At 64.7% G+C, this 18,376-nt stretch carries 21 protein-coding genes; 3 read left to right on the forward strand and 18 right to left on the reverse strand.

Translation table 11 applies throughout. From position 1 onward, the window contains the following. Positions 1-3: 3 nt before the first annotated feature. From JJ918_RS06430 to JJ918_RS06485, 12 genes are all read right to left on the reverse strand, one after another. Complete coding sequence (locus tag JJ918_RS06430) at positions 4-474, reverse strand: OsmC family protein (protein WP_291884743.1); 471 nt, start codon at positions 472-474, stop codon at positions 4-6. A gap of 39 nt (positions 475-513) precedes the next feature. Further along, complete coding sequence (locus JJ918_RS06435) at positions 514-951, reverse strand: hypothetical protein (RefSeq protein ID WP_291884745.1); 438 nt, start codon at positions 949-951, stop codon at positions 514-516. A 39-nt stretch (positions 952-990) separates the two neighbouring features. Beyond that, positions 991-1,485 carry a hypothetical protein gene (locus JJ918_RS06440; RefSeq protein WP_291884749.1) on the reverse strand — a complete coding sequence of 165 codons (495 nt, stop codon included), beginning with the start codon at positions 1,483-1,485 and terminating at the stop codon, positions 991-993. Positions 1,486-1,546: 61 nt separating this feature from the next. Continuing rightward, the gene (locus tag JJ918_RS06445; RefSeq protein WP_291884751.1) at positions 1,547-2,536 is read right to left on the reverse strand and encodes a type II secretion system F family protein; all 990 of its coding nucleotides are present in this window, start codon (positions 2,534-2,536) and stop codon (positions 1,547-1,549) included. A 7-nt stretch (positions 2,537-2,543) separates the two neighbouring features. Then, a complete protein-coding gene (locus JJ918_RS06450) occupies positions 2,544-3,527 on the reverse strand; it encodes a type II secretion system F family protein (RefSeq protein WP_291884752.1) in 984 nt (327 codons plus the stop codon). 15 nt (positions 3,528-3,542) lie between these two features. Beyond that, entirely contained in the window at positions 3,543-5,081 is a 1,539-nt protein-coding gene (locus tag JJ918_RS06455) for a CpaF family protein (RefSeq protein WP_367277654.1), read from the reverse strand. 6 nt (positions 5,082-5,087) lie between these two features. Then, positions 5,088-6,632, reverse strand: a complete 1,545-nt coding sequence (locus JJ918_RS06460) for an AAA family ATPase (RefSeq protein WP_291884756.1) — start codon at positions 6,630-6,632, stop codon at positions 5,088-5,090. Between the two features lie 16 nt (positions 6,633-6,648). Then, positions 6,649-7,317 (reverse strand): CpaD family pilus assembly protein, encoded by a 669-nt coding sequence (locus tag JJ918_RS06465; protein WP_291884758.1) that lies wholly within the window; start codon positions 7,315-7,317, stop codon positions 6,649-6,651. A 12-nt stretch (positions 7,318-7,329) separates the two neighbouring features. Then, a complete protein-coding gene (locus JJ918_RS06470; RefSeq protein ID WP_291884759.1) occupies positions 7,330-8,790 on the reverse strand; it encodes a type II and III secretion system protein family protein in 1,461 nt (486 codons plus the stop codon). Between the two features lie 11 nt (positions 8,791-8,801). Then, a complete protein-coding gene (cpaB, locus tag JJ918_RS06475; RefSeq protein ID WP_291884761.1) occupies positions 8,802-9,644 on the reverse strand; it encodes a Flp pilus assembly protein CpaB in 843 nt (280 codons plus the stop codon). 177 nt (positions 9,645-9,821) lie between these two features. Then, the gene (locus JJ918_RS06480) at positions 9,822-10,319 is read right to left on the reverse strand and encodes a prepilin peptidase (RefSeq protein ID WP_291884764.1); all 498 of its coding nucleotides are present in this window, start codon (positions 10,317-10,319) and stop codon (positions 9,822-9,824) included. A gap of 156 nt (positions 10,320-10,475) precedes the next feature. After that, entirely contained in the window at positions 10,476-10,637 is a 162-nt protein-coding gene (locus JJ918_RS06485) for a Flp family type IVb pilin (protein ID WP_271186343.1), read from the reverse strand. 272 nt (positions 10,638-10,909) lie between these two features. On the opposite strand from JJ918_RS06485, the gene JJ918_RS06490 reads away from it, so the two are divergent. Genes JJ918_RS06490 through JJ918_RS06500 form a run of 3 tightly spaced genes read left to right on the forward strand, consistent with a single transcriptional unit; the run spans position 10,910 to position 12,498 of the window. Then, positions 10,910-11,374 (forward strand): pilus assembly protein N-terminal domain-containing protein, encoded by a 465-nt coding sequence (locus JJ918_RS06490; RefSeq protein WP_291884767.1) that lies wholly within the window; start codon positions 10,910-10,912, stop codon positions 11,372-11,374. Between the two features lie 25 nt (positions 11,375-11,399). Further along, a complete protein-coding gene (locus tag JJ918_RS06495) occupies positions 11,400-11,966 on the forward strand; it encodes a TadE/TadG family type IV pilus assembly protein (RefSeq protein ID WP_291884770.1) in 567 nt (188 codons plus the stop codon). Beyond that, positions 11,959-12,498 carry a TadE/TadG family type IV pilus assembly protein gene (locus tag JJ918_RS06500; RefSeq protein ID WP_291884772.1) on the forward strand — a complete coding sequence of 180 codons (540 nt, stop codon included), beginning with the start codon at positions 11,959-11,961 and terminating at the stop codon, positions 12,496-12,498. The genes JJ918_RS06495 and JJ918_RS06500 overlap by 8 nt, the downstream gene beginning before the upstream one ends. Here JJ918_RS06500 and JJ918_RS06505 read toward each other — a convergent pair. The 6 genes from JJ918_RS06505 to JJ918_RS06530 all read right to left on the reverse strand — a co-directional run bounded on the left by JJ918_RS06505 (position 12,487) and on the right by JJ918_RS06530 (position 18,302). After that, positions 12,487-13,287 (reverse strand): aminotransferase class IV, encoded by an 801-nt coding sequence (locus JJ918_RS06505; RefSeq protein ID WP_291884774.1) that lies wholly within the window; start codon positions 13,285-13,287, stop codon positions 12,487-12,489. The genes JJ918_RS06500 and JJ918_RS06505 overlap by 12 nt on opposite strands. Beyond that, positions 13,284-14,558 carry an aminodeoxychorismate synthase component I gene (gene pabB / locus JJ918_RS06510; RefSeq protein ID WP_291884776.1) on the reverse strand — a complete coding sequence of 425 codons (1,275 nt, stop codon included), beginning with the start codon at positions 14,556-14,558 and terminating at the stop codon, positions 13,284-13,286. Before pabB ends, JJ918_RS06505 begins: the two co-directional genes overlap by 4 nt. 22 nt (positions 14,559-14,580) lie before the next feature. After that, on the reverse strand, positions 14,581-15,351 hold the full coding sequence (locus JJ918_RS06515; RefSeq protein WP_291884779.1) for a tyrosine-protein phosphatase: 771 nt from the start codon (positions 15,349-15,351) through the stop codon (positions 14,581-14,583). Between the two features lie 43 nt (positions 15,352-15,394). Next, on the reverse strand, positions 15,395-16,024 hold the full coding sequence (locus JJ918_RS06520; RefSeq protein WP_291884782.1) for a DUF2306 domain-containing protein: 630 nt from the start codon (positions 16,022-16,024) through the stop codon (positions 15,395-15,397). 127 nt (positions 16,025-16,151) lie between these two features. Then, a complete protein-coding gene (locus JJ918_RS06525; RefSeq protein ID WP_291884784.1) occupies positions 16,152-16,916 on the reverse strand; it encodes a MipA/OmpV family protein in 765 nt (254 codons plus the stop codon). A 177-nt stretch (positions 16,917-17,093) separates the two neighbouring features. Next, positions 17,094-18,302 carry an AraC family transcriptional regulator gene (locus tag JJ918_RS06530; protein ID WP_291884788.1) on the reverse strand — a complete coding sequence of 403 codons (1,209 nt, stop codon included), beginning with the start codon at positions 18,300-18,302 and terminating at the stop codon, positions 17,094-17,096. Positions 18,303-18,376: the final 74 nt, after the last annotated feature.

Raw genomic sequence — 18,376 nt, forward strand, 5'->3', positions numbered from 1 at the left:
GCCTCAGCCCTCGACATATTCGGCTTCGTAATCGATCGGGAAGTTCACCGATCGGGCGATAAAGCAGAAGCGGTGCACCTCCTTGTGCAGCGCGTCGGCTTTTGCGGTGTCGGTTCCAGGCTCCACCGAAATTCGCGGCCGCAGCGTTGCTCTCAGGAAACGGCCAGACCCGTCGGGCAGCGTCTCGCCCACCCCGCCCGGATTGTCCTCATACCCGGTCACCACAATCCCCGCCGAACTGGCGAGATGCAGATACCAGAGCATGTGGCACGCCGACAGCGCACTGAGGAGCATGTCTTCCGGGTTGGGCAGACCGGGATCACCGCCCAGCAGCGGGTCGTTTGAGCAATGAATGACCGGCTTGCCGGGCGTTTCGACATTCCAGGTCCGGTCATAGCCCTTGTAGGTCCGCGTTCCCTCGCCCCGGTCACCGGTCCAGACGATGCGGGTGGTGTAGACGTGTTCCCGGCTCATGCGATCAGCTCCCTCGTTTGTCCCGGATCCGGCTGTCCGCTAGCGCAGAAAGCCACGCCGGTGCAGATAGGCGAGCGCGCATACCGCCACAAGATGGCCGATGAGATGGATGTAGCCGCTCAGATCGTTCGCCATTTGCGGGATCGAGGTCATCATCACCCAGTCTGCGATGCCCGGCACCAGGCAGAAGACGAGAAGCGGCAGGGCCAGGCGAGCCCGCAGGACCAGCGCGATGAAGGCCGCAAGGAAGCTGGCGCAGGCCGCAACGAACACGGCCTCGTGCAGCAGGGTGGTCTGGCTGTAATACCCGTAGGCGTCAAAAGCGATGAGGTCCGGCGGCCAGATCTCCAGGCGCACCGCAATATCGACAACGCCCCAGAACGCGTAGGACAGCGCCTGACGGCCCACCAGCACAAGCGCAATCGCGAAGACAACCCAATCGGCCCGCTTCGACCTGAGAAAGTGCAGGATGGACATCGACTTCGCCTGAACGCCTTCCTTTTGCGCCTTCACGTGTCAGCCAACGTTCAGAGGCGGCGGAGGGGGCGGAGGCGGTGGCCCGTCCTCATTGTCCTCGACATGTTTGAGAGGAAAGTCCTTGCGCAGGATGGGCGACACCAGGGTGTGATCGAAGCGGAAGTCTTCCACCATGTCCCGCAGCTCCGTCGGCGCCCGGCCGGTCTTCGAGGCTTCGGTTCCGCGATAGAGTGCATAGAGCTTGAGATAGTTCTTGTCGTCGCGCGACAGGGATGTGTCGTCGAGACGTCCGCATATCGTGACCAGACGCTGCAGCCCCGCACGGCGCTTGCCGGCTTTCAGCTCGATCATCGCGGTCGCCAGACCAACCTTCCAGCCCATATCGGCATAGTGGGTCTTGGGCGCGGCGGACAGCGCCTTGCGGGCAGACTGGACATCGTCAGCCGACAGGGCCTGCATGGCCTCGCCAACGGCGCGGTCGGCAGCGCGGATGTCCTCGCGGATGGCTTCTTCCGTCTTGCGGCCCGAAAACATGGGCTGTGTCCACCTGTGCAGCGTGCGGCGAGTCACTCAAATAGCGCGCCAGAGCGAATTTTCACAGGCTGTTAAAGCGGATAATTGCCGGTCCGAGAATGACAACGAACAGAACCGGCAGGAAGAACACGATCATCGGCACGGTCAGCTTGGCCGGCAGCGAGGCGGCTTTCTTTTCGGCCGTCGCCAGACGCATATCGCGATTTTCCTTCGCCATGACCCGCAGGGCCTGTCCGAGCGGTGTACCATATCGTTCCGCCTGAATCAGGGAGGTACACACAGCGCGCACACCGGGATGGTTTGTGCGCTTGCCGAGGTTCTCGTAGGCCGACCGCCGGTCCTGGAGATAGGACAGCTCGGCCGTCGTCAGGGACAATTCCTCGGCGAGTTCGATGGACTGGGACCCGACCTCGGTTGAAACCTTGTGAAAGGCGGCCTCGATCGACATCCCCGATTCCACACAGATCAAAAGCAGATCGAGCGCGTCCGGGAAGGCGCCCATGATGGATTGCTGCCGCTTCTGGGCAGCGTTGCTCAGATAGACGTTCGGCGCGTAGTAGCCCAGCAGGCCCAGACCGAAGGCCAGACACCAGCGGGTGATCGTCGGAAGACCGAAATCATTGATCATGAAGACGTAGATCGCCGTGCCCGCAAACAGGATGATCGGCGAGGCCAGGCGGAAGAAGTAGAAGGCGACGGCGGGCTTGTTGCCACGCAGGCCGGCCTGCTGCAGCTTGTCCTGCAGGTCGGGGTCCTCGAAGGCCTTCTGCAGGTTCAGCGCATCCACGACCTTGCGCATCAGCCCCTTGGCTTCGGCGCCGCGGATCGAATTGTTGCGGCCGGACTGCTCCATCGCTTCGCGGCTCTTGCGGCGCAGTTCCTCACGACGGTTGCGCACGCCCTTGATCCGCTTGTCGAGGGAATTCGTGTTCATGGCCGGCGCCGCCAGCGTGACGATCGTCGCGAACACGAGGACGGCCGAGATCATCATCACCAGGTTTTCCGGCGAGATCAGGAAGTCTCGGATATCGGCGAAGTCGAGCCCGAACATGCCGCCCTCAGATCTTGAAGTTGATCATGCCGCGCATGACCATGATACCGAGGAACATCCAGAAGGCGCCGCCCAGCAGCATCAGCTGGCCTGTGGGATGCTGGAACATCTGGCCCATATAGGACGGTGTCGTCGCATAGACGATGCCCAGCACACCCGGCGGCAGCGAGCCGATGATGAAGGCCGACGACTTGGCTTCGGACGAGAGCGCGCTGATCTTCTCGCGCATCATCTTGCGCGACCGCAGCACGGTGGCGAGATTGCCCAGGGTTTCGGCGAGATTGCCGCCGGTCTTCTGCTGGATCACCAGAACGGTGCGGAAAAAGTTCACCTCGGGCAGCGGCATGCGTTCGCACATCCGGTCGAGCCCGTCCGCCAGCGTCACACCGACAGCGATCCCCTCGACGAGCTTCTCGAACTCCGTGCGAACCGGTTCCGGCGACTCGGTCGCCAGGATTTTCAGACACTCGTTCAGTGGCAGACCGGATTTCACACCACGCGTGATGACGTCGAGCGAGTTGGCGAATTCGGCGGTGAATTTCTTCTGCCGCCGGCCGCACAGGAAGCCCAGCCACCAGCGTGGCAGACCGAAGCCGCTGATCAGCGTGATCGCTGCGAGAACCAGCAGGTTCTGGCCGGTGATAAAGGCGATCAGCGCACCGGTGAGCGCGGCACCGGCCGAGATCATCCAGAAGACGCTCGGCGAGAACGACATGCCGGCCTGGCGGATACGCGCCTTGATGGTCAGCGACTTCTTGCGCTGGTCGCGCTGGCGCTGCTCCATGTCCTTGAGGGATTCCTGGACCTGGCGTTTGCGCTGCGCAGCCTGGTCCAGCGCCGCCGTCTGGCGCTTGCCCCGCACGAGCTGGCCATCGCCCACCGCCCGGGTAATGCGCTTTTTCGACTGGGCGTCTCCCATCGAACCGACAGCAACCCAGCCGACACCGCCGACAGCGACAAAGGCCGCAACAGCCGCAAGAAAAAAGGCCATGTCCGGATTCATGCGTCAGGCCTCCGCTGCGTCGAGTGCGTTGGCGAGTTCGCGCTCCAGACCGAAATAGCGGGCGCGGTCCCAGAATTTCGGACGGGCGATACCGGTCGAGGCGTGCTGGCCGATGATCCGGCCGTGCTCGTCCTCCCCCTGGATCTCGTACAGGAAGAGGTCCTGGGTGACGATGACGTCGCCTTCCATGCCGACCACTTCGGTAATGTGGGTGATCTTCCGCGAGCCGTCGCGAAGGCGCGCGGCCTGCACAACAACATCGATCGAGCCGACGATCATCTCGCGGATCGTCCGCGTCGGCAGGCTGTAGCCGCCCATGGTGATCATGGATTCGATCCGCGACAGGGCCTCGCGCGGCGAGTTGGCGTGCAAGGTGCCCATGGAGCCGTCGTGACCGGTGTTCATCGCCTGCAGAAGGTCGAAGGCTTCCGGGCCACGCACCTCGCCGACGATGATCCGTTCGGGACGCATACGCAGACAGTTCTTCACCAGGTCGCGCATTGTCACCTGCCCCTGGCCTTCCAGGTTCGGCGGACGTGTTTCCAGGCGCACGACGTGCGGCTGCTGCAGCTGCAGTTCCGCGGCGTCCTCACAGGTCACCACGCGCTCGTCTTCTTCGATGAAGCCGGTCATACAGTTCAGGAGTGTCGTCTTGCCCGAACCGGTACCGCCGGAGATCAGCACGTTACAGCGGCTGGCGCCGATGATTTCGAGAACCTTGGCGCCTTCCGGCGTGATGGAGGCGAACTCCACCAGGTTCTTCATCGTCAGCTTGTCTTTCTTGAACTTACGAATGGTCAGCGTCGGACCGTCCAGCGCCAGCGGCGGCGCGATGACGTTGACGCGCGAGCCGTCCATCAGGCGCGCGTCACAGATCGGCGAGCTTTCGTCGACCCGGCGACCGACCTGGCTGACGATCCGCTGACAGATGTTCATGAGCTGAGCGTTGTCACGAAAGCGGATATTGGTCCGCTCGACCTTGCCGTTCACTTCGATGAAGACGTCGTCGGCGCCGTTGACCATGATGTCGGCGATGTCGTCGCGCGCCAGAAGGGGTTCCAGCGGGCCGAAGCCCAGCACGTCGTTGCAGATATCCTGGAGCAGCTGTTCCTGCTCCGCGATCGACATGGCGACATTCTTGATCGAGATGATCTCGGTGACGATGTCGCGGATTTCTTCGGCGGCAGTCTCATTGTCGAGACGGGCCAGCTGGCCCAGATCGATCGTGTCGATCAACGCGTTGAAGATCGTCGTCTTGATCGCGTAATACTCTTCCGACCGGCCATTGTCGGCAGGCGGACGGGCCCGGGCGGCTGCGGCGGCCACAGCCGCCGGCCTGGAAGGCTTGGGGGCCTGGAAGGTCTGCACAGACGGTTTCGGTGCAGCCTTGGCTGCGGGTTTGGGCGCAGGCTTGGGCGCGGGAGCAGGCGCACGACGACGTTCGGCGCCCGCATCGCTGCGAGGCGCCTCCTTGACCTCCGCCGGCGGCGGGGTCGGTGTCGTCGGTTGGGTGGTGGGACCTCCGGCGCGCTTGCCGAACATGGCTGACTAGCCTCCGAACATCTTTCCGAACAGGGAACGCGAACGCTGCGGCGTACTCGCGCGACCGCTGACCAGACCGGCCAGGTGGGTGAAGCCTTCCGCCGCTTTGGACTTGGCATCGAGCTCGGTGATCATCTGACCGTTGTTCGCCGCCTTGCCGAACAATTGCGGCTCGAACGGCAGAACGAGAGCCGGCTGAGTGCCCAGCGCTTCGGCGAAGTCCTTGACCGGAATTTCCGGACGCTTGGGCATGCCGGCCATGTTGATCACGACCTTCGGCGGCTCGTCATTCGGGCGCGCGCTGGTGATCAGGTCGAACAGGTTCTTCGCATTGCGCAGGGACGCCAGGTCCGGGGTCACCGTGACCACGACCTGGTCGGCACTGAGCAGGGTCTGCTTGACCCAGGGCATCCAGATGTGCGGCAGATCGAGCGCCATGAACGGCGCCTGGCGGCGCACCTTGTCGAGCACCATTTCGTACTCGGCCGGCGAGAACTCCCAGTCCTTGTCGAGAGTCGCCGGCGCCGAGAACAGGCTGAGCCGTTCCGTGCAGCGCACCAGCAGGCGATCGAGCAAAGCATCGTCCAGACGATCGGGCTCGGCCAGGGCATCGCCCAGCGTCTGGGCCGGGTCCTGGTTGAAGTCCAGGCCCGCCGTTCCGAACGATAGGTCGAGATCGACCAGAACCGCGTCGGTCTGGATGCCTTCGGTCAGGGCCCAGGCGCAATTGTGCGCGACGGTCGACGAGCCCACGCCGCCCTTGGACCCGATAAAGGCGATCGACTTGCCGGCGAAGGGCTGATCGGGATCGAGGAAGAGCTCCGAGATCGTGCGGATCAGGTGCAGCGGCGTCATCGGCGGCACCAGATACTCGCTCACCCCGCGCTTCATCAGCTCGCGATAGAGACCGATATCGTTCGCGGCACCGACGATGATCACCTTAGTGTCCGCATCGCAGACCCCGGCCAGCTCCTCGAGCTGGTCGAACAGGCCCCGCCCGCGCATGCCGCTCTCGACAATCAGCAGGTTCGGCGTCGATTCATCGTGATAGCGTTCGATTGCAGCAGGCAGACCGCCGAGTTCGACTGTGACATGCGCTTTCGCAAGACGGCGGTCATTGCCCGCATTGTGAACCAGGGCGCCGGTTTCCGGACGCTCACAGAAGGCAGCGACCGTAATGCGCGGCACCGGCTGGTCGGAGACCTCGCCATCGACCTCACCATAGAAGGCACCGCTCGCCCCGACAGGCGCAATTTCGTCGTGCATGCCCTCATACTCGGCCGCGCTCGGATCGAAAGGCGCGCGCGTTGCGGGGCTGGCCGGATAGTCGCCGTCGTCGAAGTCGTCCTCGTCTTCCAGGAACGGATCATCGCCTTCGTCGTCATAGGCTGAACCGAACCCGCCCTGGGGCGCATTCATCGCCGGTGCAGGACGCGCCGGGGCCGCCTCGCCGAGCAGCATCCGCTCAACGTCTTCCGCCTCCAGGAACGGATCATCCCCGTCATCCATGAGCGGATCGGCCTTGAGGGCTCTGTTTGCGTCGTTCATCATTCGCGCCTTTCGCCCCCTAGTTTTCGCTGACTTCCGAGACCGCGCCGCTCTCGTGATCGGAACGCTCGCTCGCGGTCGACTCCCCGGCCCGATACGCATCAAGCACCGTCTGCCGCCGGCCCGTATCCGCCACCCCCATGGTTCTCGGCGCCACCAGATCGCGCGGATCGGCGATCATGGCGGCGAGATTGGCTGCCATCGCGCAGCCGAAATTGCTGTGTCCCTGATTGTCGCGCTCGACAGCGAGATTGTCCCAGCTGGTTCCGCATTCAGGCGCGACCGCTGCATAGCGGCGGAACGAGAAGATCACCTGCCCGTCCATGCCGCCCCGGGCGTCATACGCACCGCCGGCGATCTGGCGCCAGTCGATGCCCTGCTCGTACAGGAAGGTCCGCGCCTCGGCGATGGCGCCGATCGCGGCGTCCTGGCCGCTGCCACCCTGCGGATAGCTGATCACGAGCGGACCATGGCCACGCGCCTTGTACTCGCTGGCGATCGCCGCCAGCTGGCTGCGTTGCTGCCATGTCAGACCATTATCGCGCGGATCGATCATCATCTCGCTGCGGAATGTCTCGGCAACGGCGGTTGCGCGCGGCAGACCGACATCGGCACTCGGGGTCGATGCGCAAGCCGTGAGAGCGGCAAGCGAAGCCAGGGCTGCGAAACTTGTACGGAACGCCGTCATGACCAACTCCACCTACTCGAACAGATAGCCGACCGGACCGGACCAGGACTGGTCGCCGGTATCCGAGCCGGGCACGGAATAAACCTGATTGATCCGGTTGAAGAGAAAGGCCGTCGCCTCGTGCGGCGTGCGATAGCCATCAGCCGGGGTATTCAGCTGGTTCGGATTGGCCGGGTCGACCAGATAAGGCGTGACCAGCACGACCAGTTCGGTTTCCTGGTTCTCGAAATCGCGCGAGCGGAACAGTGTGCCCAGAACCGGCAGGTTGCGAACACCCGGGACACCGTCGAGATTCTGACGCGTCTCCTCCTGGATCAGGCCGGCCAGCACGAGGCTGCCGCCGGAGGGAAGCTCCACCGTGGTCTCGGCGCGGTTCACATTCAGCGCGGGAATGGTCAGACCGGGCACGGTGCCGATCACTTCGCCGGCATCGTTCACGACCAGGCTTTCCTGGGCCGTCAGAGCGCCCTGCGTTGTCAGCTCGGAGACCTCCGTCGAAATGCGCAGGCTGATGCGCCCTTCCGAAAGCACCACAGGCGTAAAGCCCAATCCCACGCCAAACGGTTTGAACTCGATGATGACATTGCCGTCGCGATCGCGGCCAACCGGAACCGGGAATTCGCCCCCCGCCAGGAAGTTGGCCGATTCACCCGTGATCGCAGTCAGATTGGGTTCGGCCAGCGTGCGGACCAGACCGACCCGTTCCATCGCCTGCAAGAGAGTCGAGACATCGGTCACACCGGTAGGGTTCCCGCTGGTCCATTCCAGCAGGGCACCCATGCCGCCCAGGAAGGATCCGACCTGCGAGAATTGCGGTTCTGTCTCGACCTGGAAGCCGAATTCACCCGTATTGCCGCCGGCGGTCAGATTGACGCCCAGCTGGCGAACAATGGTCCGGCGCATCTCGACGATGCGCACCTTCAGCATCACCTGTTCGCGTGCCTGGACCGAGATCATGGACAGGATGTTTTCCGGATCGTTGACCCAGCGCTGAGCGATCCGCAGGGCCGCATCGGCATCCGAAGCGCTCGGCACGGAACCGGACAGCACGATGTGATCATTCATCGCCTCGGCCCGGACGCGCGCATTCGGCAGGAAGCGCTCCAGCGCGTCCTGCAGCGGCGCCAGATCGCGTTCGACACGCAGGTTCAGGTCAAGGATCAGCTGGCCGTCCGCATCGAAGAAGAAGGCATTCGTCTGACCGATACCCATACCCATCAGATAGGCGCGGCGCGGCGTGCGCACGACAGCGTCGACCACTTCGGGATTGGTCACCAGCACATCGGCGACGTCTACCGGCAGATGGACGACTGCAGCCTTGGACAGCGGCAGATCCAGGTTCTGCGACACCGGACCATCGCCAGGCTCGCGGATGTAGACCTGCATGGTGTTGCCGCGTTCGGTACCGGGCGCCTGGGCCTGGGCCGGAGCGGCAACCGCCATCGCGGCGAGAAGGATCAGGGAGCGGATCATCGCGTCAGTCCTCACTCGTCTCCGGCCAGCGCGATTTGCTGGGCATGGCCGTAACGGATCAGCGTCACCTGGTTCGTGCGCGGTGACAGGCTTTCGGTCATCCCAGCGGCGTCGGCCACTTCGCCGCCGGTCACAAGAACAGGACCGCCTTCATTGTCGGTCAGGCTGCGCAGCACGAGGCTCACCTCGCCGCGGGCAACCGCGACGGCAACGGCACGGGCCTGCTCCGGAGTCAGCTCAAGCGTGGCGGTATCGCCGATGACATTTTCCTCGCCCTCGCCATCACCGAACATTTCGTCGATGGCCAGCACGCGTGCATTTTCGACGATGGTGCGGGCGACAAAGGCCCGGCGGCCGCCGCGGGCGCCCTCCCCGTCATCCTCGAAGGAGACGATGACATCGACGCGGTCATTGGGAAGAATGAAGCCGCCGGCACCGCGCTCGGCCGAGATCGGCACGGCCACTGCGCGCATTCCCGGCGACAGGACCGCTGCCATGAAGCCGGCATCGCCGGGCTGCACCAGGCGGCGGCCGGTTATCGGCTCACCCTGGGCGATCGGTGCGCGAACAACGGAACCGGCAAAATCCTCGATACCCTGGCCCTGGCCTTCGACGATATAGCCGTTGGAAACGGCTTCTTCGGGCCAGGCCTGCCAGTAGAAATCGGCAGCACCAACGCGCGCGCCCGTCGCCAGGTCGTTACGTGCCGCCAGGATGCGAACAGCCGGGCGTTCTTCCTGAACCTGCACGACCTGCGGAGCATCGGACCCCGACATGGCCTGCTTTACGAAGAAGGCCACGGCGATCGCTGCGATCGCGGCGGCGGCAAGAATGGCAATACGGACAGCGTTCATGGGACGCTTCGAACCTCTTGGGCGCACGAATACGCCCCACAGGAGAAGCCGAATTCCTCAAAGTCGCGTTAATGCTATCCGGACAATCCGTTTGAACTCGGGATTTTTCAGCATGTGCCGGTAATTCCGGATGATTCGCTTGCGCGGCAAGGTTTACCGTGCCCGGGTCTGAGGCACTCAGACAGCCGCAAACAGCGCGCTTCCCGGCAAGGTCCACAAGGCACCCGCGGCGATCGCGATTCCATAGGGGACCGGCGCGCCTTCCGCGATCGCGGTTCGGGCGACCCATCCGGCCGGAAGATCGAAAACGGGAACCATGCGGCGGATGCCGATCAGAAGCAGGACCAGAACACCGCCAGCGAGCGCGGTGTGGAAGGCGAAGGCCGCCAGATCCGCCCAGCCCATCCAGAGCGCGGCCGCGGCAATCAGCTTGGCGTCACCGCCGCCGATCCAGCCCGGCGCGAAGAGCGCGAACCCGAAAACAAGGGCGACAAATCCCGCGAGGACATGCAGGCCGGCATCGGCCCAGCCCAGTCCGGCCGCCAGGGCAACAAGCGGAAATCCGGCGGCGATGACGCCACACAGCCAGTTGGGAATTGTAAAGCGCGTCGCGTCGGAGAACGCGGCGGCCACCATCAGGCCGGCAAAGGCGAGCAGCAGGATATCGGTCAGCATGGTTTCCCTCCTGGACGAGGGCGATGCTGCCGCAAAGGCCTTAATATCGGGTTGGCGTCGCAACAAGGCCGCGCAAGTCATGGCCAGACAAGCGAAAAGAAAAGGGCCGCCCTTTCGGGGCGGCCCTTCCACTGCGCTGGGCAGTTTTTACGCGTCTTAGTTGACCGCGTCAGACACCGTCGTGAAGCCGGTGTTGATGCCCGTACCGAGCGTGGTCACGGCGCCGATGATAACGACGGCGATAAGGGCGGCAATCAGGCCGTACTCGATCGCGGTGGCGCCAGATTCGTCTTTGAAAAAGCGAGAAACGAGTTTCATTTTTCTACTCCCGTGTAGGTACCTCACCATCAGGAGCCGATCCGTCCCGACCCCTCCTGAACGAGGCCCATCAAACACGAGAACGCTTTCAGTTCAGTAAAAATACGTGCTTAATAAAATCTGTACGAACACCAATCTTCGCTATAGTTAACATTGAAATAACAATACCGTCCGATTTCAAAAACAAATACGCGCAGCGCCGTTTAGAAAAGATTCAGACGCGCGCGCGAGACTGGAGGCCATGTTCAGCCGACCGGGACGGAGTGCCCATCATGTTCTACAGGACCGCCGCCGCATTCACCTTGGCCATCGCCTGCACGATGCCGGCCGCTGCCAGCGAACTCTCTGTCGCTGTCGAGCATGCGCAGGTCGTACGCCTGCCCGGCGAGGCGTCTGCCATTGTAATCGGCAATCCCTCGATCGCGGACGCCCTGGTCCATGATGGCCGGACCCTTGTCGTGACCGGCCGCCTGCAGGGCCGCACCAATGTCATCGCGCTGGATCGCGTCGGACGCATTATCTACTCGCGCGAGATCGTGGTGACCAATCCGGTCGAGGGTCAGGTCGCCTATTTCCGCGGCACCGATCGCCAGACACTCTCCTGCGGCGATGTCTGCGAAAACGTCCCGCGCGTCGGCGACGCGGACGAACGCTTCAACCAGCTGACCGCCGCCCAGCAAGCCCGCCTCAGAACGGCCGAGGCCGGGCTGGGCGATGGCGGCGGCCAACCGCAATAGTGGCACCGCAGAACGGAGGCGCAGCATGACGTGTTCAGGCCAGCCGACGTGTTCCGGCTTAGCGGCAAAACGCACGCGCGCATTGCTGCGCCGGTTTGCCCGCAATCGCTCCGGCGTTGCCGCCGTCGAGTTCGCGTTGATCGCGGCCCCTTTCTTTTTCCTGCTGTTTGCGATGATCGAGATTGCGGTCGTGTTCTTTCTCGGCTCGGTCCTTGAGAACGCGGTACTGGAAACCGCCCGGGACATCCGCACCGGCAGAGCCCAGTCTTCCGGCATGTCCCAGGCTGCGTTCCGCACGGCCGTATGCGATCGCATTGTGGTGCTGGGCACTTGCGACAATGTCGAGATCGACGTGCGGGTCTTTGAGGACTTCGACAATGTCGACCAGTCCAGTCCGATCCAGGACGGCGCCATCAACACGGATGATTTCGGTTTCGATCCCGGCGATGCCGGTGACATCGTCCTGGTCCGCGTCTTTTATCGCTGGCAGCTGCTAACACCGGGCTTTACCGGTGCCCTGGCGAATATGAGCGGAAACCAGCACCTGATCACGGCGGCAACCGTTTTCCGCAACGAGCCTTTCGATGACTAGTTCGCTGACGCAATGCCTGCACCGCTTCTGGCGCGACTGCCGCGGCCTTTCAGCTGTCGAGTTTGCGCTTATCGCACCGGTGATGATCCTGCTCTATCTCGGCGCGGTCGATCTCAGCCTCGTCCTGTCGGTCGACCGGAAAGTCACGAGCGCGGCCAGCGCCCTTGCCGATCTCGTCGCCCAGGACGACATCATCACCGATGACGAGATGGTTGAAATTCTCAATGCAGGCGCTGTCATTCTTGCGCCCTTTGACCCGACGCCCATGCAGATCCGCGTGTCCAGCGTGATGATGGACAATGGCGGAGACGTCGAGGTGCAATGGTCGGACGCGCGCGGCATGTCGCCCTATTCGGAGGGGGCCGGTGTGGCGATACCCGGTGGCATCCTGCAGCCGAACCGTTCCATCATCATGGTCGAAGTGAATTACGAGCACGAGACGCTGTTCAGCGAGCTCGGCCTGTCGCGCTTCAACCTGAATGAGGCCTTCTATCTGCGGCCGCGGCGCTCGCTCGTCGTGTCACGCGAATAGTGCGGCGATCCGGGGCGGCAATTCACCGCTGCCCAGCGGCACCCCGTCCAGCGAGACCACGGGCACTGCGCCAATCGCGGCATTGGTGACGAAGACGGCATCGGCCTGCATCAACGCGCCGGGTTCGTAGCTTCCCGTCTCGACGGGAATGGAATCGAGAATCTCGGCCCGCACCGTCCCGGCCAGGACACCGCAGCGCAGGTCCGGCGTGAAAACCTCCTCCCCGCGTGTCCAGAACAGGTTGGCACAATCGCCGCCGGAGAGATTGCCCCGGGTGTCGAGCAGAAGTGCCATGTCGGCGCCGGCGCCGCGGGCCTGCCGCCGCGCCTGCAGATTGTCCATATAGCTCAGCGTCTTGTAGCGAGCCACAATACTCGCCGGAGATCGCCGGATCTCGCTCAGCGCCAGGCGGTATTGCGCTGGCGGGGACGTGAAAGGCGCGGCTGACAGGGCCAGGGACGGGATGATCTCGTCCGGCCGGTCAAGACCGCGCGGTCCCGGCCCGGCCGTCAGTGTCAGACGGACCACCGCATCCTTCAGCGCATTCTCGGCAACGAGCTCGGCAATGAGGCCGGCAATGCCCTCCGGGTCCTTCGGGCCGGGCAGGCCGAGATCGGAACAGCTGCGCGTCAGTCTTTCCATATGCCGGTCGAAACGCAGCACCCGCCCGCGCTCCACGCGCATGGTCTCGATCAGCCCGTCACCCAGCAGCGCACCCCGGTCATTGAGCGCCCAGGCCTTGCGGGTCTCCTCGATCCAGTCGCCGTCCTTGAATGCGATACCGCTCATTCCGCCTCCACGCCGAACGCCCGCCGCAGGGCCGAGGCCTTGGTCAGGGTTTCCTCGTATTCTGCCTGCGGATCGCTGTCGGCGACAATGCCGCCGCCCGACCGCACGCTCGCCCGCCAGCGCCCGTCGACACACCGCAGTGCTGCGGTACGGATCATGACATTGAGATCAAGCGCGGCAGATCCGTCGATCCAGCCGAGCGCGCCGCAATAGGGACCGCGCGGCTCGCCCTCGAGTTCGGAGATGATTTCCATGGCCCGGACCTTGGGAGCGCCCGTGATCGAGCCCGGCGGAAAGCTGGCGGCCAGAAGGTCGAAAACATCGTGATCCGCGGCCAGCTCGCCTTCGACGACAGAGACCAGATGGTGCACATTTGCGTAACTTTCCAGGTCACATAAGTGTGGCACACGTACACTGCCCGGCCGACATACGCGTGACATATCGTTACGCATCAGATCCACAATCATCAGGTTCTCGGCGCGATCCTTCGTGCTGGCCGACAATTCGGCGGCGAGCGCGGCGTCGGCGGCCGGATCGGCCGCGCGGCGGCGGGTGCCCTTGATCGGACGCGCCTCGACCCGGCCATCCCGGACCTTGAGAAATCGTTCCGGCGAGTTGGTCAGCACGACCCGGTCGGCATCGAGCCGGAGAAAGGCCGCATGCGGCGCCGGACTGTACGCGCACAGGCGGCGAAAGACCGCCCAGGGTGTGTCGTCCTCCGCCAGTTCGATATCGAAGGCCTGGGACAGATTGACCTGGAACACATCGCCGGCATGGACATAGTCGCGGGCGCGGCGGGCGGCGGCGAGATAGCGCTCGCGGCTCCAACGGGGTTCAAGCCGGGCACCGGCAACAGACGGAGCCGGGACGCGTTCGTCTTCCCCCAGCGCGCCGGCCAGCCGTTCGGCGGCTGCGGCGGTTTCGCCATGGACGCGGCAGGTCCCGGCTTCCCGGTCGAACTCGGCCCAGGCGGGGTAGCGGGCCATGGCCAGCATCGGCCAGCGCGGATCGAGATGCGGCAGGCGTTCGAAGGCGGCGGCGAGGTCGTAGCCGAGAAGCCCGGCATGCGGCCCGCCCCTGGACCGTGCGGAGTGTGCGAGCGCGTCAAAACCGGCCCGCCCCTCACCGTCGAACACCGCATCCGGGAAGGCGAAAATCCGTGCGCGGCCATTGCGGCCGTCATGCAGCAGGAGCGCGTACGGCTCGCCGGCCAGCGGCGCAAAGGCTGCCAGCGGGTCCCGCCAGGGCAGGTCGATCGATTGGCCCGTCATGTCATGCGCGCCATGGCCGCTCTCAGGACGTAAGCCAGCGCTCGCGCAGCGCCTGGCGCTCGGCTTCGGTAATCCCGAGCTGGCCGGTCACATAACTGCCGGTATCGCCCATGGTGCGGAAGGCCTCGGCCAGATAGTCGGCATCCACGCCCAGGAAGACCTGCATGATTTCCGCCGGCATCGCCTGGCCGTACTGGGCCGTGGCGCGTTGCTGGATGAGCGGGATCAGGCTTTCGAAATCCACCGCCTCATTGGTCAGCAGATAGTCCGCCATCACGGTATCCCGGTCGACGCCGAGCTCCTCCAGGATCAGGGCGCAGAATATCCCCGTCCGGTCCTTGCCGGCGGCGCAGTGAACCAGGAATCCGCCATCCGCCTCGCCCGATGCCAGCGCCCGGTAGCCTTCGCGGTAGACCTCCTGATTGCACGCCTCCATGGGGATGCGGCGATAGGCCGACAGCATGTAGTCGCGCACGGCTTCAGGCGTGTGGACGCCCTTGCGCATGAAGGCCAGGTGCGGCGGCTCGCCGGCATCGCCCAGATCCGAGGCGATCACACGGACGGCCATGTCTTCCGGCCAGGCGGAGGGTTCATTGGTGCGTTCGCGTGCCTTGCGCAGATCGGCGACGACGCGGATACCCAGCTTGCGCATGATCTCCAGATCGGCCGCCGTGGCCCGGCTGTGATGGCCGGAGCGGTAGAGCCCCTCGCGCACTTTCGCGCCGCCGGCTGCGTCATAGCCGTGGAAATTACGAAAATTGTGGACGCCTTCAAGCGGTGTAATCCGTATCATACCATGGAGGTACGCAATCCGCACCGCCGCGGCAAGAGGAGCATCAGGCCGGCGGGGTGCGGCGGGCCGGCGGCCAGCGCAGGATCAGCCATTCTGCGACGAGGAGATTGCCGACCCAGCACAGCCAGGCGGCGATGCCGTAGGCGGCGGCGAATTCCATGTCTGCCGCCAGGGCCAGAAGAAGTGTTTCTGCTCGCAGCGTCACGCCGGAGAAGGCGAGTGCATAGGAGCGGATCATCCAGCGGCGATGCTGCAGGAGATCGCCGGCGATGACGGCGCGGATGCCGGTCGCCGTCGCGACGAACCAGAGCACCGCGAGCATCGCGAAGGCCGCCGTGTTGGATGGCGGGCCGAAAGCATGCCCGGACAGCGCCAATCCGCTTGCAGACGCGCTGACGACGGCGAGCGCATAGACCCAGCCATTGATGCGATGCAGGACAGGCCGGCGTTCACGCAGGCCGCGCAGGAACTGCACCGGTCCGGCGAGGAGCGCGAGCATTCCGCCGGCCACGTGCACCAGCAGCGCCGTGCGATTGGCGGCAAAAACGGCGCTCTGTTCCTCGAAGGGATAGGCATCGGCCGAAACCATGAAGTAGCGCAGCGACACGGCGCACACGGCCAGCGCCGACAGAAAGACAAGCGCCAGCGCATAGCGGCGCGAAAGTGCGGGCATGATTGTCTCCGGTGAACAGAGCGTGATCAGGTGAAGTGGGTACCGGTTCACCGGTTCGATCACGCGACCACTCAGGATCCTGCTCCAGCGGCGCGGGGCGGTCGCAGACCGGCCCCGCCCCGGCGGATCAGAAGCGGACCATCAGCCCAAGAAAGGCGCCATAGCGGGCATCCGCATCGATGATCGGGCTGTCGCGGCCGGTATCCGGTATGGCCTCGACCTCGATTGCACCGACAACGGCGATCCGCTCGGTCAGGGCATAGCGCCCCATGGCCGCCATGAAGGGCGCGACACTGTCATCCGCGGTGTAGGCAGCGCGGCCGGGCCGGACCTCGTCGGCGTAGATGCCGTACATATAGGTGCCCAGATCGCTGTCGCGCCAATAGGCCCCGGCCTCCGCCGAGATCGCGAAACGCGGCGTCAGCGCCGTTTCCGCTTCGACCGACAGGGTGACTTCCTGTCCGTCATGCCGGCCCGAGATATCGGCGAGATAGGCCAGGGACACCGTCACCGGACCGCTGGCCGCTGCCAGGCGAAATCCGCCATCGACAGCAATGTCGCGCTCGATGTCTTCCAGCCCGGCGACATCGCCAGGTTCGGCAAACTGCCAGCGCGGCGCGACCAGCGCTTCCAGCCGGATCGCCTCGCCGCGGTAGAGCGCCATCGCGGCCCCCTCGGGACTGACGGAGAGCCAGTCATTCTCATAGGCGATGTAGGGGATGGCCGTGGCTTCGACATCGTCATCGGCGCCCAGATAGGGATTGGAGTTGACGACAACGCCGAGGCCCGCCGTCCAGCGGAGTTCGGCGTCCTGGGCGGAGGCCACAGCCGCCAGGCAAGGGAAAGCCAGCCCGGCCGCAAGGGACACGGCCGGGAAGAAAGCGGATTTCATGATCGGATACACCTTTGCAGTTCGGGGGATGGCCCGCTGCACCAGGCTGGGGATCGAGAGCTGAACGGTGCGGCGGGCCGCCCGTCTTGTGCCGCGCCGTCGCGGCCGGGTCGTCCGGACGGTCACGCCGGGACGCGGAAATGTCCGGACGCTCACGCCCGGACATGGCCGGTCGATCTATTCTGCCGGTGAAGCCTCGATCCGCGGCAGCCCGTCCGGCCAGTCCGCGGCAGGCTGGCGGCGCCAGGCGCTGGGCGTGGTGCCGGTGTGCTTGCGGAAGGCGGCATTGAAGGTGGAGCGGGAGTTGAACCCGGTCTCGTGCGCCACGTCCAGCACGCGCGCGCCCTCCCCCAGGCGCTGGCAAGCCTCGGCGATCCGCCACGCATTGACATAGTCGAAGAAATTCCGGCCCAGCCGGTCATTGAGCGTCTGGGAGATATAGTTCTGGGAGACCCGGATCGTGTCGGACAATTGCCGCAGCGAGAGCGCCGGATTGCGGTAGAGATGCTGCTCGCGCATGGCCGTTTCGATCCGGGCAGCGATCCGGTCCATGCGCTGAGCGTCCAGCGCCGAGCGGGTGTATTTCGCCGCCTCTACCGGAGCCGGCAAGGTGCGGGCAGGAAAGATCTCGCCCTGGCGGATGCCGAAGAAGGCGAAGGCAAACACCCATCCCATTTCCAGAATACTGGCCAGCGGTCCCTGCCATTGCGGCACCTGGTCGTCGAGCCGCCAGAGCGTGCTGGCCGCGCCCCAGATCCAGGCTGCCGACAGAACCAGCAGGACCGCGCGCACCCAGTTCAGCGACTTGTCCTCGATATTGGCAAACAGGTTCCGCAGGCTGCGCATGTGCGCGAGAAGGCCCCGGAAGGCGAGCAGCAGGGAGGCCAGCGCGATGACCAGGAAGAGGACGCCCAGAATGGCCGGGACCGCTGACGCGATCGTATCCGGCGCGTCGCCGCCTGCGAGCATGGCCAGCTTCTCCTCGCCCGGGCGCAGGAAGAAGGGCAGCGCGATAAGATAGCCGGCCGGAACCGGCCAGGCGTAGCGGGCAAAGCGCGCCGGCGTCATCGGCGGGCGCTCGGCAGCGGTCATGTCGCGGACATAGAGCAGGATGGCCGGGCCGATGATCACGATAAGCGGCCACGCCAGGGCAATGCTCCAGGGATACAGCGCGTATCCGCCTGCATGCATGTAAAGCTCGTCGAACTCCGAGACCGCGGTCGCCAGGAAAAAAAGCGCCAGTCCCAGAGCCCGCATCCGGGCGTCGTGATCGCGGGACAGGAGCAGGAGCGCGGCAAAGCCTGCAATAGCGGCCGTCATCGCGCCGATCACGATCTGCAGGAAGTCCAGCGCTGACAGATCAAGCGGCACGTACTGACCGAGCATTGGGCAAGCCCCGGGACGTTTCGCGCCAGTCTGGCGCAAGGGTGGCGGACCGGAACGTCAGGCCGGTACCGCCG

Origin of the sequence: Maricaulis sp. (assembly GCF_017642925.1) — a bacterium.
GTDB lineage: Bacteria > Pseudomonadota > Alphaproteobacteria > Caulobacterales > Maricaulaceae > Maricaulis.